Annotated in this window: 15 protein-coding genes and 1 pseudogene; 9 read left to right on the top strand and 7 right to left on the bottom strand. The window is 66.5% G+C overall.

Features of this window, described 5'->3' with window-relative positions; genetic code table 11:
* From ABWP84_RS08535 to ABWP84_RS08515, 5 genes are all read left to right on the top strand, one after another.
* The coding region (locus ABWP84_RS08535; protein WP_353211596.1) for an amino acid ABC transporter permease at positions 1-457 on the top strand (457 nt) is incomplete at its 5' end.
* A gap of 37 nt (positions 458-494) precedes the next feature.
* The gene (locus ABWP84_RS08530) at positions 495-1,277 is read left to right on the top strand and encodes an amino acid ABC transporter ATP-binding protein (RefSeq protein ID WP_353211595.1); all 783 of its coding nucleotides are present in this window, start codon (positions 495-497) and stop codon (positions 1,275-1,277) included.
* The gene (locus ABWP84_RS08525) at positions 1,267-1,737 is read left to right on the top strand and encodes an L-2-amino-thiazoline-4-carboxylic acid hydrolase (RefSeq protein ID WP_353211594.1); all 471 of its coding nucleotides are present in this window, start codon (positions 1,267-1,269) and stop codon (positions 1,735-1,737) included. The genes ABWP84_RS08530 and ABWP84_RS08525 overlap by 11 nt, the downstream gene beginning before the upstream one ends.
* 61 nt (positions 1,738-1,798) lie before the next feature.
* On the top strand, positions 1,799-2,098 hold the full coding sequence (locus ABWP84_RS08520; protein WP_353211593.1) for a hypothetical protein: 300 nt from the start codon (positions 1,799-1,801) through the stop codon (positions 2,096-2,098).
* On the top strand, positions 2,052-3,989 hold the full coding sequence (locus tag ABWP84_RS08515) for a potassium transporter Kup (RefSeq protein ID WP_353211592.1): 1,938 nt from the start codon (positions 2,052-2,054) through the stop codon (positions 3,987-3,989). The genes ABWP84_RS08520 and ABWP84_RS08515 overlap by 47 nt, the downstream gene beginning before the upstream one ends.
* Before the next feature lie 133 nt (positions 3,990-4,122).
* Here the strand turns inward: ABWP84_RS08515 and ABWP84_RS08510 are convergent, their stop codons facing one another.
* Entirely contained in the window at positions 4,123-4,482 is a 360-nt protein-coding gene (locus ABWP84_RS08510) for a hypothetical protein (protein WP_353211591.1), read from the bottom strand.
* Positions 4,483-4,562: 80 nt separating this feature from the next.
* On the opposite strand from ABWP84_RS08510, the gene ABWP84_RS08505 reads away from it, so the two are divergent.
* Genes ABWP84_RS08505 through ABWP84_RS08495 form a run of 3 tightly spaced genes read left to right on the top strand, consistent with a single transcriptional unit; the run spans position 4,563 to position 6,841 of the window.
* Positions 4,563-5,216 carry a tetratricopeptide repeat protein gene (locus ABWP84_RS08505; protein WP_353211590.1) on the top strand — a complete coding sequence of 218 codons (654 nt, stop codon included), beginning with the start codon at positions 4,563-4,565 and terminating at the stop codon, positions 5,214-5,216.
* A 4-nt stretch (positions 5,217-5,220) separates the two neighbouring features.
* Positions 5,221-6,576 (top strand): PQQ-binding-like beta-propeller repeat protein, encoded by a 1,356-nt coding sequence (locus ABWP84_RS08500; RefSeq protein WP_353211589.1) that lies wholly within the window; start codon positions 5,221-5,223, stop codon positions 6,574-6,576.
* A gap of 49 nt (positions 6,577-6,625) precedes the next feature.
* The gene (locus ABWP84_RS08495) at positions 6,626-6,841 is read left to right on the top strand and encodes a hypothetical protein (RefSeq protein WP_353211588.1); all 216 of its coding nucleotides are present in this window, start codon (positions 6,626-6,628) and stop codon (positions 6,839-6,841) included.
* Between the two features lie 3 nt (positions 6,842-6,844).
* On the opposite strand, the gene ABWP84_RS08490 is transcribed toward ABWP84_RS08495, so the two are convergent.
* The 4 genes from ABWP84_RS08490 to ABWP84_RS08475 all read right to left on the bottom strand — a co-directional run bounded on the left by ABWP84_RS08490 (position 6,845) and on the right by ABWP84_RS08475 (position 10,328).
* The gene (locus tag ABWP84_RS08490; protein ID WP_353211587.1) at positions 6,845-7,567 is read right to left on the bottom strand and encodes a 2OG-Fe dioxygenase family protein; all 723 of its coding nucleotides are present in this window, start codon (positions 7,565-7,567) and stop codon (positions 6,845-6,847) included.
* A complete protein-coding gene (locus tag ABWP84_RS08485) occupies positions 7,567-8,331 on the bottom strand; it encodes a (Fe-S)-binding protein (RefSeq protein ID WP_353211586.1) in 765 nt (254 codons plus the stop codon). Before ABWP84_RS08485 ends, ABWP84_RS08490 begins: the two co-directional genes overlap by 1 nt.
* A 78-nt stretch (positions 8,332-8,409) precedes the next feature.
* Positions 8,410-9,360 carry a tripartite tricarboxylate transporter substrate binding protein gene (locus tag ABWP84_RS08480; protein ID WP_353211585.1) on the bottom strand — a complete coding sequence of 317 codons (951 nt, stop codon included), beginning with the start codon at positions 9,358-9,360 and terminating at the stop codon, positions 8,410-8,412.
* Between the two features lie 5 nt (positions 9,361-9,365).
* Complete coding sequence (locus ABWP84_RS08475; RefSeq protein ID WP_353211584.1) at positions 9,366-10,328, bottom strand: tripartite tricarboxylate transporter substrate binding protein; 963 nt, start codon at positions 10,326-10,328, stop codon at positions 9,366-9,368.
* A gap of 178 nt (positions 10,329-10,506) precedes the next feature.
* Between ABWP84_RS08475 and ABWP84_RS08470 the strand changes: the two genes are divergently transcribed.
* Complete coding sequence (locus tag ABWP84_RS08470; RefSeq protein ID WP_353211583.1) at positions 10,507-11,403, top strand: NAD(P)-dependent oxidoreductase; 897 nt, start codon at positions 10,507-10,509, stop codon at positions 11,401-11,403.
* Here the strand turns inward: ABWP84_RS08470 and ABWP84_RS08465 are convergent.
* Positions 11,333-13,048: a DUF6311 domain-containing protein gene (locus tag ABWP84_RS08465; RefSeq protein ID WP_353211582.1), complete on the bottom strand. Its 1,716-nt coding sequence runs from the start codon at positions 13,046-13,048 to the stop codon at positions 11,333-11,335. The two genes, ABWP84_RS08470 and ABWP84_RS08465, sit on opposite strands and share 71 nt — an antisense overlap.
* Before the next feature lie 70 nt (positions 13,049-13,118).
* Positions 13,119-13,296, bottom strand: a pseudogene (locus tag ABWP84_RS08460) (glutamate--cysteine ligase); the annotation flags it as partial.

The raw sequence follows: 13,296 nt of genomic DNA, 5'->3' as shown, positions 1-13,296 counted from the left end.
CGTCATGTTCCCGCTCTTCCTCCCCGAGGGGATGAATATCGACAAGCTGCTGCGGGCGCAGATCGCCATCATCCTCTTCGCCGGCGCCTATCTGGCCGAGGTGGTGCGCGGTGGCCTGCAGGCGCTCAGCAAGGGCCAATATGAGGCGGCGGAGGCGCTGGGGCTCAGCTATTGGCAAAAGACCGGCCTCATCATCCTGCCCCAGGCGCTGCGCCTGGTGATTCCGCCGCTGGTCAATACCTTTATCGGTTTCTTCAAGGATACCAGCCTCGTCCTCATCATTGGCATTTTTGACCTGCTGACGGCGGGCAAAACCGCCATCATAGAGCCGATGTGGCAGGGCTTCGCGGTCGAGGTCTATGTGACCATCGGCCTCATCTATTTCGTCTTCTGCTTCGCCATGAGCCAATACAGCGCGAAGCTGGAGAGCGAACTCAACCATGGGCGCCGGCGATGAGCCGGCCCCGTTCCACCCCATATCCCGGAGATCGCCGATGAGCGCCGCCGAAACACTGCATTCCTCGGTGCAGACCAATGCGCCCCCCGCCATTTCGTTGGCCGGCGTGAATAAGTGGTTTGGCGCGCTGCATGTGCTGCGCGACATCAACCTCGATATAGCACTGGGCGAGCGTGTGGTGGTCTGCGGCCCCTCGGGCTCGGGCAAATCCACCATGATCCGCTGCATCAACCGGCTGGAGGAGCACCAGCAGGGCAAGATCGTGGTCGATGGCATTGAACTTTCCGATGATTTGAAAAGCCTCGACGCCATCCGCCGCGAGGTGGGCATGGTGTTCCAGAGTTTTAACCTGTTTCCGCACCTTACCATCCTGGAGAACTGCACCCTGGCGCCGATCTGGGTTCGCAAGATGCCCAAGAAGGAGGCCGAGGCGCTGGCGATGGAGTATCTGGAGCGGGTGCGCATTCCGGAGCAGGCTTTGAAATACCCAGGCCAGCTCTCGGGCGGCCAGCAGCAGCGCGTGGCCATCGCCCGCGCGCTGTGCATGAAGCCCAAGATCATGCTCTTCGATGAGCCGACCTCCGCCCTCGACCCCGAGATGATCAAGGAGGTGCTGGACACCATGGTGATGCTGGCCGAAACCGGCATGACCATGATCTGCGTCACCCATGAAATGGGCTTTGCCCGCCAGGTGGCTGACCGGGTGGTGTTCATGGACCGTGGCGAGATCGTCGAGACCGGCGAGCCCACCACCTTGTTTGAAAACCCGCAGACCGAGCGGCTGCAATTGTTCCTGAGCCAGATTCTCCGTGGCCACTGAACAGGGCATCGGCATTCTGGTGCAAAGGCGGATCGAGGCCGCCTTTGCCAAGGGAATTTTTGTCGAACTCGCCGCCGAGCTGGGCGAAGAGCGCGCCACCGCCCTGCTGGCCCGCGCCATCAACAAGCTGGCCGAGCAGGCCGGCGCCGCCGCTGCCGCCGAAACACCCAACCCCGGCATCGAGCATTTCGCCGAAATTCTGCCGCGTTGGACAAAGGATGACGCGCTGCAGATAGAGGTGCTGGAGAAGACGGCGGATCGCTTCGATTTCAACGTCAAGCGCTGCCGCTATGCCGAATCCTATCGCGAGATGGGGCTGGGCACATTGGGCGCCGTGCTCTCCTGCAACCGCGATGCTGCCTTTTGCGTGGGCTATGACCCGAAGCTGAAGCTCACCCGCACCCAGACCATTATGGGCGGGGCGAGCCATTGCGATTTCCGCTACCGCCGCGAGGGGTGAACCCAAGGGGCAGAGCGAGGGCGGTTATGTCGCCCATGATGCGCAATTCTATGCGCGCAGCATGGGCCGATTGGTGGGGCCCGGGCTGAGCGGGCAGGGCTTTGTGGGCGCCTTTCTGGTCGGCCTGCCCGCGGCCGAGCGCGCGAGGCTGGGGGCGGCGCTGCGCCTCGCCGGGGGGGCAGAGGATGGGCCGCGCAGCTTTGTCGCCACCGCCCGGCTGTGCCAGGGCAGGCTCCCCGCCAAGGGCTGCGCCGCGATAATTATCCCCCGCCCACTGCAAGCCGGGCCCGCGCCACGCTATGCTGCGCCGCAGGATGACCCAATCAGCCCCCCCGCCCGTCGCTCCCGCCAGCACGCCTGAGGCAGCACCGCCCGCCAGGCATGACCCTACAGGCCGGCTGACGGCGGCCAGCATGTTGGGCGTGCTGGGGGTGGTCTATGGCGATATCGGCACCTCGCCGCTCTATGCGCTGCGCGCCTCGCTGCTGCATTTCGAGGCGGGGGGCATTGAGCGGTGGGAGATCCTGGGCGTGCTGAGCCTGGTCTTCTGGTCGCTGATGCTCACCGTCACGGTGAAATACGTGATGGTCATCATGCGCGCCGATAACCGGGGCGAGGGCGGTATTTTGGCGCTGATGGCGCTGGCCATGCGCAGCAGCACCACCCGGCGGGGCCGTTGGGCGGTGGTGCTGATCGGCATTGTCGGTGCGGCGATGTTCTTCGGCGATGGCGTGATCACGCCGGCCATCTCGGTGCTCTCGGCGGTCGAGGGGTTGAAGGTGGTGAACCCGGTCTTCGAACATGCCGTGGTGCCGATCTCGCTCGCGCTGTTGATCGCGCTTTTCGCCGTGCAGTTTCGCGGCACCCATTCCATTGGCTATTTCTTTGGCCCCGTCTGCGCCGTGTGGTTCCTGGTGATTGGCCTGCTAGGGGCTGTGCAGGTGGTGCAGCACCTCGAGGTGCTTTGGGCGCTCTCCCCCACCTATGCGCTGCAATTCTTTGCCTTTTACCATCTGGAGGCCTTCTTCGCGATGGGCGCTGTGGTGCTGGCGGTGACGGGGGCCGAGGCGCTGTATGCTGATATGGGCCATTTCGGCCGCCGTCCCATCCGGGTGATGTGGATGGTGTTTGTGCTGCCGGCGCTGGCGCTGAATTATTTTGGCCAGGGCGCTTTGCTGCTCTCCGATCCGGCGGCGATTGAGAACCCATTCTATCTGATGGCGCCGGAATGGTTCCGGGTGCCGCTGGTGATTTTGGCCTGTGCGGCCACCGTCACCGCCTCGCAGGCGCTGATTTCGGGCTGCTACTCCATTGCCCGGCAATGCGTGCAGCTGGGGCTTTTGCCGCGCCTCGTCGTCACCCATACCTCGGCCACTGAGGAGGGGCAGATCTATCTGCCGCAGGTCAATTTCGCGCTTTTTGTTGGCGTGGTTGTGCTGGTGCTGGAATTCAAGAATTCCGACAGTCTGGCGGCAGCCTATGGCTTTGCGGTGACGGGCACCTTCATTGCCTCCTCCATCCTGGCGGTGCTGGTGCTGCGGCGGAATTTTGGCTGGTCGATGGCGGCGGTGATTTTCGTCTTCGCGCCCTTGGTGATGATGGACGTCATGTTCTTCGTCGCCACCGCGCTGAAAATCCCTGAAGGTGGCTATGTGCCGCTGCTGCTGGGAGTTCTGACCGCGGGGCTGATGGTCACCTGGTATCAGGGTAGGCAATTGCTCTTTGCCCGCTTTAGGCAGGATAGCTTGCCACTCTCCTCCTTCATCGCCCGCCTGCCGCAATCGCGCACCATCCGTGTGCCCGGCATTGCTATTTTCATGACCGGCGAGAAGGATTTCCTGCCCGGCGCCCTGCTGCACAACCTCAAACACAATAAGGTGCTGCATGAGCGGGTGCTGTTCGTGACGGTGCTGAACGAGGATGTGCCGGTGGTCAGTGACGCGCGCAGACGCGATGTGACGGAGCTGGCACCCAATATCCACCGCGTGCTGCTGCATTATGGCTTCCAGGAGAGCCCCAATATTCCGCGCGAGCTGGAGCTGCTCAACGCCGAAGGGCTCATCCGCTTCGAGACCATGCAGGCCAGCTACTTCCTCGGCCGTGAGACCATTGTGCAGGCGGCGGTGCCCAAGATGTGGCCATGGCAGCAATGGCTGTTCCGGCTGCTGAGCCGCAATTCGGTGCCCGCCACCGAGTTTTTCCGCATCCCCTCCGATAGGGTGGTGGAGCTGGGGGTGCGCGTGGCGATCTAGCGCATCATCTGTTCAAACAGAATTGTTTGAGCGGATAAAAATTCTTGAAAAACAAATATTTATAGCCCGCGCAATGAGCCGAGGCGAATGAAACAGGCTTCAAAGCGGCTCTAAGCCGCCCTCGGGTAGGGCGCTACCACAAATAGGGCCATCGCCGCATATCGCCGCCCACTGGCGCCGGCGCATCGGCCAGGCCGCGCAGGGCGGGCGTGGCCAAAGGCGGGGTGGTCCAGCAATCCACCATGCCAAGGCTGCGGGTGCAGTAGGCGGGCGGCGGCGGCTCGGCCGTGGTATCGGGCCCGCAATAGCGCTGGCCGAGGTCGAGCCGGGCAATTGAGCAATCCCGCCCCGAGATGCCGCTCACCACAATGTCACCCGCCGCGCGGCCCGTCAGGGTGAGTGATGCCACATTGACGGCGCCGAGCGCGAAGAGGCCCGGGCCATCACAGCCGCCCAACAATAGCAGCAGAAGGGGAAGGCGAATGATGCGCATCCCGCAGTATTGCCCGGCAGGCCTTAACGCTTGGTCGATGCGGGGCTATACCGCCTCAGCTTTTGCAGGATGTGCCACCAGTGCCCGATTTGGTTGATGAGGTCGATGAGGAGATCCGCCAGGAGCGGGCGGCGCTGCTGGCGCGGCGCTTTGGCGGGTTATTCGCGGCGCTGGCCATGTTTGTGCTGGCGGCGGTGGGCGGCTGGCAGGGCTGGCAATGGTATGAGAATCGCAATGCCGTGGCCGTGGCCGAGGCCTTTCTCGCCGCCACGCGCGATGCCGCGGCCGAGGGGGCTGACAGCTCCGCCGTGGCCGCGCGCATGGCCGCACTCGGCGCTGGCGCGCCCACTGGCTACCGCATCCTGAGCCAGCTTCGCGCCGCCGCCCTCACGGCAGAGGCCGGGGATGGCGCGGCGGCACTGGCGATGTGGGAGCGCGTCTCGGCCGATGCCAGCGCCGACCCGCTCTATCGTGAACTGGCCACGCTGCTGTGGGGCCTGCATGTGCTGGCCGAGGGCGCGACGCGCGCCGCCGAGGTGCAGGCCCGCCTCGCGCCGCTCGCCGCCGCAGGGCCCTGGCGCGCCTCGGCGCGCGAACTCGTGGCCCTGGCGGCGCTTTCCGCCGGCAATACCGCAGAGGCCCGGCGTGGCCTCACCGAACTCGCGCGCGACGATGGCGTCCCGCAGGGGGTGCGTGACCGCGCCCAGCGTCTTCTCTCCGGGATTGATGGATAATCGCATGGCAACCCGCCGAACTGCCCTCCTCGCCGGCGCCGCAACCTTGCTGGCCGGCTGCGACACCATGACCGACCTGGTCGAGCGTGTGCTCGGCACCGCCAAGCAGCCCCTGGCGGGCGAGCGCGTGGCGGTGGCCAATGTCAATGCCGCAAAGCCGGTGGATGTGGATGCTGATGCTGCCAGCCGCAGCCTGACCCTGCCAGCACCGCAACTCAACGCCGATTGGCTGCAGCCCGGGGGCAATCTTTTGCATGCACCGGGCCATCCGGCGCTGCCGCAGCCGCTCAGCGAGGCCTGGCGCACCAACATCGGCAGCGGCAATTCCTATCGCTACCGGATGACGGCCAACCCCATCATCACCACCGATTCGGTCTATGCCATGGATGCCTTTGGCTGGGTCAGTGCGCTGGATGTGGCGCGCGGCGACCGACGTTGGCAGACCGATACCCGCCCCCGCAGCGACCGTGATGGCGCGCTGGGCGGGGCCATCGCCTTCGCCGATGGCGTGCTCTATGCGGTGACCGGCCTCGCCGAGGCCATGGCGATCGACCCTGCCAATGGCGCGATCAAATGGCGCGCCCCCCTGCCATCGCCGGCGCGTGGCGGGCTGACGGTGGCGGGCGGGCGCCTGCTGGTGCCCACCACCGAGAATAGCCTGGTGGCGCTGTCCATCGAGGATGGCCGCGTGATCTGGACCTTCCGTGGCCAGCCGGTGCAGGCGCTGCCCCTCGGCCTCGCCTCAGTGGCGGTGGACGGCGATACTGTGGTCGCGGGCATGGCCTCGGGCGAATTGACCGCGCTGCGCCTGGCCGATGGCCGGACGATCTGGAATGAGAGCTTGGCTGGCAACCGTGCCGTGGGTGCCTCGATTGCCGATATCGGCGCGATCACCGCGATGGTGGTCATTGATCGCGGCCGGGTCTTCGCCGTGGGGCTGGGTGGCTTGGCAACGGCTGTGGATCTCCGCTCCGGCCGGCGGGTCTGGGAGCGTGAGGTCGGCGGCAGCCAGACGCCATGGTCGAGCGGTGACTGGCTCTTCATGCTGACGCGCGACAATCAGTTGATGGCGCTGAGCCGCGATGATGGCCGGGTGCGCTGGATTTGCCCGCTGCCGCGCTTTGTCGATGTTCCCCGCTCGCGCGATCCGATCAGCTGGGGGCCGCCGGTGCTGGCGGGCGGGCGGCTCCTGGTGGCGGGCAGCCATGCCATGCTGTTCGAGGTTAATGCCACCGATGGCTCGATCTCATCGCGGCAGCGCCTTCCCGCCGGCTCGCAGCTGCAGCCCGCGGTGGCCAATGCCAGCCTCTATCTGCAAACCGATAATGGCATGGTGGTGGCGCTGCGCGGCGTTGCATAAGTGCGCTCTGCCCTTATAGTATCGGCTTCGCAATGAATGAGGTCGTACTATGGAATTTCCTGCCCCCGAGCCACGCCGTGAAGTCACGCTGGGCGGCCGGTTTCTCGGCCTGGGTATTTTCGGCTGTGGTGTGGTGGGCGTGATCATGATGGAGAAATTCGCCTCGTCCGCGGCGCAGTCTTATGCGCTTCCCATCCTGGGGGCGTCACTCGCGGCAGGGATTGTGCTGCCTATGGTGCTGTTCCGGCGCCTCATTCGGTACTGATTTTCAAACAGCCTTCCAGGTCGCCACCAGCACATCGCGCCGGCTGGGCTGGGCGGCAGTGGTGGGGGCGATGGCGGTGACGCCATGCATCACCCTTGCATCGTCGAGAATGGCGGTATCAAGCAGCCCATCTAGGGTAAAGCGCGCCAATTCAGCGCCATCATTATCCGTCACCAGGGTTTCGCCGCCGGTGAGGTTGGCGCGGTCGATCATGGCGATGAGCACGAGATCAACACCATCATGATGCGTGCCCTCGGGCGTGGGGTAGCCCGGCGCGCCGGCGGTGGCCTCGATGCGGAATTGGTGCATTTCAATGAACCAGCTTTTGCCGGGGTGCAGCGCATCGGCCGCTCGCCCGCCCAGGGCCAGCAGCGCTGTCGCAGTGGGATTGGCCAAGGTGGCATCGAGGATGGGGGCGAACCACCGATCCAGCCCGCCATTGAGGGTATTATGCACGCTGGCCTGGAAATGCGGCCGATGCAGGCCACGGCGCGGCGCCTGGCCGCGCAGGGCGGTGAAATTGGCATGCCTCCGGCGGCGGTAGCGCCCGCCATCGGCCATGAAGCTGTCAATCTCCAGCCCATCCCAACTGGCGGCGAAATCGGCCAAGGTTTGGAGGGGCAGGGCAAGGCAAGCCGCCATCTCAGCCGGGCGCAACCGGGCAAAGCCGTCCTGCAGCAGGCTGTGGAGGAGCCCGGGCGGGGAAAAACCCTCGGCCGGAGCCATCACATTTTCTTGCCGATTGCCGGCGTGGCGCTGGTCATGCCCGCCAGCACCTCGGCCACATGGCGCACATTGATCGCGCTGCCCTCGCGCGAGAGGCGCCCGGCCATGTTCATCAGGCAGCCCATATCGCCGGCGAGCAGGGTGGTGGCGCCGGTGGCGGTGATGTCGGCCACCTTGTCGCTCACCATGCGGGTGCTGATCTCGGGGTATTTCACGCAGAAGGTGCCGCCGAAGCCGCAGCAGAGATCAGGTTCGGCCAGTTCCTGCACGCTAAGGCCGGTGATGCCCGAGAGCAGGGCGCGGGGCTGGGCGCGCACGCCCAATTCGCGCAGGCCCGAGCAACTATCGTGATAGGCCACGGTGGCGCTCAGCTGGCCGGCAATGGACTTCACCCCCAGCACATCATGCAAAAAGGCGGTGAGTTCATGGGTGCGCCCGGCCAATTCCCGGGCCTCGCCCAGGGCTGTGGGGTCGGTCTCCTCGAAGAGGGCGGGGTAGTGGTGGCTGATCATGGCGGCACAACTGCCGCTGGGGGCGACGACATAGTCGAAGCCGCGAAAGGCGCCGATCACCTGGCGGGCGATCGCCTGGGCATTGGCACGGTCACCGCTGTTATAGGCGGGCTGGCCGCAGCAGGTTTGCGCCATCGGCACCTCCACGGTGCAGCCTGCATCTTCCAGCAGCTTGATGGCGGCGAAGCCCACGCTGGGGCGCCAGGTATCCACCAGGCAGGTGACAAAAAGGGCGACGCGCGGCTTGTTCATCCCGCCACAATAGGGCCTCAGGCGCCAATACGGAATGCCAAGCGCATGGCCCAGGGCTGCAAGCGGCGCTGGGCTGTCTCAGTCGATGCTCAATCCCAGCCGGGCCACCGTCTCGCGCTCGAAAACCGCCCTTTCGCGGGCGAATTCGGCATAGGCCTGGGGGCCGAGATACTCATTGGGCATCTCCCATTGCGCCATGATTCGCTGGCTGCCCTCATCAAGCAGCGCCTTGCGAAAGGCGCGGTGCAGGAAATCCACCACCTCCGGCTCCATCCCCCGCGGCCCGGTGATGCCATAGGGGCTGGTCACGCTCATGCCATAGCCCAACTCGCGCAGCGTGGGCGCGTCTGGAAAGCTTGGCAGGCGGGTGGGCGTCCAGACGCTGAGCAGGCGGAACTGGCCGGCCAACACCTGCTCGCGCCAACTCGACGAATCGCTGATCGCGGTGATCTGCCGCCCCAGCAGCGCGGTCACCCCCTCCTGGCTGCCGCGGAAGGGGATATGGGTCATGTTCGCCCGCTCGCGCTCCAGCAGCAATTCCATCGCGATGTGGTTGGAGGTGGCAATGCCAGAGGTGGAATAGGTCAGCTCGCCCGGTTTCTGCCGGGCGGCGGCCATCAGATCCGCCCATGTCCGATAGGGGCTATCGCTGCGCACCACGGTGCCGAAGACGAAGCCGGTGATCTGCATGATATAGGTGAAATCCGCCACCGGATCCCAGGTCGGCTGCCGGGTCAGGAAGGGGTGGCGGATGATGGAGAGGTGGTGATGCGCCAGGGTATAGCCATCCGGCCGCCCCTGCTGCACCAGGAAGGTGGCCCCACGCGTGCCGCGCGCGCCGGGCATATTCTCGATCAGCACCGGCTGGCCGGTATCTTGCTGGAACACCTCGAACATCCGCCGATGCAGCGCATCGAGGCTGCCGCCGGGCGGCCAGGGGATGAGAAAGCGGATCGGCCGATTGGGAAAGCGCGCCTGGGCAAAGGCGGGCGTGGCCAGCAATGGCAAGGAGCGGCGGGAAATGCGCATCGGGCCTACTCCATCCGGATATTGAGGCGGGTGATGATCTCGCGCTCGATCTCCGCCCGCTGGCGGACGAAATCGGTGTATTGCGCGCTGTCGAGATAGACCAGCGGCATGTCGTATTGGTCGCGCACGCGGGTATTGGGCTCGCTCATCAACCCCTCGCGATAGACATCATGCAGCACCCGCACCACGCCGGGATCCATCCCAGGCGGGCCGGAAAGGCCATAATTGCTGGTCAACACCATGTCGAAGCCCAACTCCTTGAGCGTGGGCACATCGGGGAAGCGGCGGGCGCGTTCGGCGCTCCAGACGCAAAGCAGGCGCATGGCGCCGGCCTCCACCTGCGGTGCCCAGGCGGAGCTATCGGCAATGGCGCTGACCTGGCCGCCGATCACCGCCGTCACCCCCTCGGGCGCGCCGCGGAAGGGGATATGGAGCATCTCGATTCCCTCGCGGCCGATGATCTGCTCCATGGCGAGGTGGTTGGAGGTGGCAACACCCGATGTGGCAAAGGAAATCCGCCCCGGCCGGCGCTTCGCGTCATCGAGGAATTCGCGGAAATTCCGCCATGGCGCATCCGCCTTCACCGCCACGCCAAAGAGCCAGCCGGTGAGGCCGATGATATGGGTGAAATCCTTCGTCGTATCCCATTGCGGCGTGCGCACCAGGAAGGGGCGGCGGATCACCGAGAGATGCATCTGGCCGATGGTATAGCCATCCGGCCGGGCCTCGCGCGCCAGATGCACCGCATGCAGCGTGCCGCCGGCACCCCCGCGATTCTCCGCCACCACCGTTTGGCCGAGCGCGCGGGAGGCAAGGTCGGCCAGGTTGCGAAGTTGCACATCCGAACTGCCACCCGGCGCCCAGGGGATGATCATGCGCATCGCCCGCTCGGGCACCCAGCGGGCCTGGGCAAAGGCCGGTGCGGCCAGCAATGGCACGGCGAGTGCCGCGCGGCGGGTGATACTCATGTTGTTTCCTCTCCATGGCGGCGTTTCGCCGTCCTGGAGGGTATCAGGCCATGCCGGGGTGGGCTTGGGCAAGGGTGATTGACGTCAGGCCGGCAGGGCCGGGGCGATTATTCCCGCCGCGGTGATGCCAAAGCCTGGGAACATGCTCTAATGCGCCGGCCATGACAGGGAGCGGGCGATGCGTTTCAGGGTGATCGATGCGGATGCGGATATCGCGAGCGGCATTCCCCGCCTGCGCCGGCCGGGCGACCCGGAGGTGGAGATTCTCATGGCCCCGGCCGCGCTGGCCACGGCGCTGGCCGATGTCGATGCGGTGATCGTCGATGGCACCAATCTGCCGACCGAGGCGGTGGCCGCCCATCCGCGGCTGCGGCACATCATTTTTCTCGGCACCGGGGCGCGCAGCTACATGGACCCCGATGCGCTGGCCGCCATCGGCGTGAGCGTGCACATCATCACCGGCTATGGCGATACCGCGGTGGCCGAGCACACCATTGCCCTGATGTGGGATGCGGCGCGCAAGACGGCGCGGATGGATGGCGGCATTCGTGCCGGTGGTTTTCCGCGTTTCGAGGGGCTGCAACTCACCGGCCGCACCCTGGGGCTGCTGGGTTTTGGCGGCATTGGCCGCGAGGTGGCGCGCATCGCCGGCGGTGGCGGCATGCGGGTGCTGGCCTGGAACCGCACCCCACGCGCGGCGCAGGGGGTGGAATTCGTCGATCTCGATACGCTTTTGGCCGAGAGCCATGTGCTCAGCCTGCATTTGCTGCTGACGGAGCAGACGCGCGGGTTTCTCTCGGCCGAGCGCATTGCCCGGATGCGGCCCGGCGCCATTCTGGTCAACACCGCGCGCGGCGCGGTGGTGGATGAGGCGGCGATGATCGCGGCCCTGCGCTCTGGCCATATCGGCCATGCGGGGCTGGATGTGTTTGATATCGAGCCGCTGCCGGCGGGCCATCCTTTGACGCTGTTGCCCAATACCACCCTGACCGGGCATTCGGCGTTCAAGACGGCGGAGGCGGCGGATAATCTGCTGCTGGGGGCGCTGGACCACGCGCGGCGGCTGCTGGGGTAGCCCGCCCCACCCACCAGCCCGGCGCCAGCACCTGCATGCCATCGATCACCGCGAGCATGTCCCGCGCCGGGTCCATTGCAGCCCGTGCCAGCGCCAGGCTGGGGGCGTCGCGCAGCACATAGAGCGTGCCGGGTTCGTGGCGGCCCTCGGCCAGCCGTCTCGCCATCGCCTGCTGCAGGCGCTCCAGCGCCACCGGGTCCATGCGTGCCAGATAGACGGCGTCGGTCGCCATGCGGTGTTGTGCGGCGATGCTGGCAATGGGCTTCCAATCCGTGCCGAGATTGGCTGCTGGCACCGCGCGGATGCGCCGGTAGTGGCTGCTGGCCTCGGCCCAGAAGGGGGCGAAGCCCTGGGCGGGCATGGCCTGGGCCTCGGCCATCACGCCGTGGAGCCGAGCGAGGCCGGGGCGCAAATCCATCACCTGCAATGCCAGCAGCAGGCCGAGTGCCAAGGCGGCCTGGGCGCCGGAGAGCCGCCGCCACAGCGCGATCATGGCCAGCACCAGGGCCAGATACAGCGCCGGCCAGGCGAAACGCTCGGAGGCGCGCAAGGTGGAGGAAGCGGCCTCCAGCCAGGCGGGCGGCTCGAAGAGCGTGACGGTTTGGCCGAGCAGGGTGGCGTTGTGGCTGACCGCAAAGCCCAGCATGGCCAGCACTGCCGCCAGCAGCGGCCAATGGCGCCGCAGCGGCCTCGGCCCGCCGGCACAAGCCGCGCCCAGCAACAGCAGGCCCAGCCCCCCCAGGCCGAGATAAACATCGCCCGATTCCGGATGCGGCTCGCTGGGCAGGTCGGGCAGGAAGCGGCCCCAATCGCCACGGTCAAATGGCCCGGCGAGGTCGAGCATCATATGGCCATAGCCCGGCGCCCCCAGCCCGCCGAGGATGCTGAAAAACCCCGATAGCCAAAGTGCGAAGGCGCAGGCTGCGGGCAGGGCCAGGGCCTCGACGAGAAGGGTAGGGCGCCAGCATGCCACCGCCCGGCGCAGCCAATCCGCCGCCCAGATCGCCGCCACCATGGCCAGCAGATAGGCATGGATCAGCGCGGTGGCGGGCAATAACACCGCCCAGAACAACCCCTGGCGGCGCGGTATGGCTTCGGCCCGCAGCGCCAAAGCCAGCGCTGCCAGCAGGGTGAATTGCCCGCCCAGGGCGAGATGGCCGCCCATGCGCGAGAGCAGCATGGGTTGCAGCAGCAAAATCCCCGCTCCCAGCACCCGGGCGATGGGGTGGCTGGTGGCGTGGCCCATCAGCACCCAGCCGAAAAACCCTTGCAATACGCCGCAGGCCAGCAGCCATGGCCCCCAATATTGCGCCATGCCCGGCGCCAGAAGTTTCATTGGCAAAGCGAGCAGCGGGATGGCATCGGCATGGAAAATGCCGCCGGCCAGTTCCAGCCCGCCATCAGGGTTCAGCCCGGGCGGCCATTGCCAGGGCGCCTGGGCAAAGAACCGCCAGGCCAGTTGATATTGCGTCGGGTCCCAGCCCAGCGGGCCGGCCAGCATCCAGCCGGGGTCGCTTGTATCGAGCATGGCGTGGCCCAGCATGGCCAGCACCATGGCCCCGCCCATCAGCGAGGCGCAGGCCGCGCTGAGCGGCGCGGCCAGGCCGATCGGCCGGGCGGGGGCAAGGATGGTGGTGACCGACATCGCCGCCCCAACGCGGCGGCCGGCCGAAGGTTGCTAGCCTTTGCTTGTGGTGGCGGGCAGAGCCGGGGCCTCAGGCCTCGGCATGGGCCAGCATCCGCCCCGCATCGCCGGCCCAGAGCGTGTTGTACAAATGCAGCGCCCGCTCAGCCTGGGTCAGGCCGCTTTCGACGATTTCATCGAGGGGGGCGAGATAGACCTCCTCGCCCAGGCCGCGCGCGCGCAGCCCATCATGGGCGATGGCCATGACA

The organism is Rhodovarius sp., assembly GCF_040399605.1.
In the GTDB taxonomy this organism is placed as follows: Bacteria; Pseudomonadota; Alphaproteobacteria; order Acetobacterales; family Acetobacteraceae; genus Rhodovarius; species Rhodovarius crocodyli_A.
Note: the sequence above shows the minus strand (reverse complement) of the source record. Positions and strands in the feature narration are given on the sequence as shown.

Coding starts and splice junctions, on each gene's coding strand:
- ABWP84_RS08530 (WP_353211595.1), top strand. CDS start 495: ATGAGCGCCGCCGAAACACTGCATTCCTCGGTGCAGACCAATGCGCCC.
- ABWP84_RS08520 (WP_353211593.1), top strand. CDS start 1,799: ATGGGCCGATTGGTGGGGCCCGGGCTGAGCGGGCAGGGCTTTGTGGGC.
- ABWP84_RS08515 (WP_353211592.1), top strand. CDS start 2,052: ATGACCCAATCAGCCCCCCCGCCCGTCGCTCCCGCCAGCACGCCTGAG.
- ABWP84_RS08510 (WP_353211591.1), bottom strand. CDS start 4,482: ATGCGCATCATTCGCCTTCCCCTTCTGCTGCTATTGTTGGGCGGCTGT.
- ABWP84_RS08500 (WP_353211589.1), top strand. CDS start 5,221: ATGGCAACCCGCCGAACTGCCCTCCTCGCCGGCGCCGCAACCTTGCTG.
- ABWP84_RS08495 (WP_353211588.1), top strand. CDS start 6,626: ATGGAATTTCCTGCCCCCGAGCCACGCCGTGAAGTCACGCTGGGCGGC.
- ABWP84_RS08490 (WP_353211587.1), bottom strand. CDS start 7,567: ATGGCTCCGGCCGAGGGTTTTTCCCCGCCCGGGCTCCTCCACAGCCTG.
- ABWP84_RS08485 (WP_353211586.1), bottom strand. CDS start 8,331: ATGAACAAGCCGCGCGTCGCCCTTTTTGTCACCTGCCTGGTGGATACC.
- ABWP84_RS08480 (WP_353211585.1), bottom strand. CDS start 9,360: ATGCGCATTTCCCGCCGCTCCTTGCCATTGCTGGCCACGCCCGCCTTT.
- ABWP84_RS08475 (WP_353211584.1), bottom strand. CDS start 10,328: ATGAGTATCACCCGCCGCGCGGCACTCGCCGTGCCATTGCTGGCCGCA.
- ABWP84_RS08470 (WP_353211583.1), top strand. CDS start 10,507: ATGCGTTTCAGGGTGATCGATGCGGATGCGGATATCGCGAGCGGCATT.
- ABWP84_RS08465 (WP_353211582.1), bottom strand. CDS start 13,048: ATGTCGGTCACCACCATCCTTGCCCCCGCCCGGCCGATCGGCCTGGCC.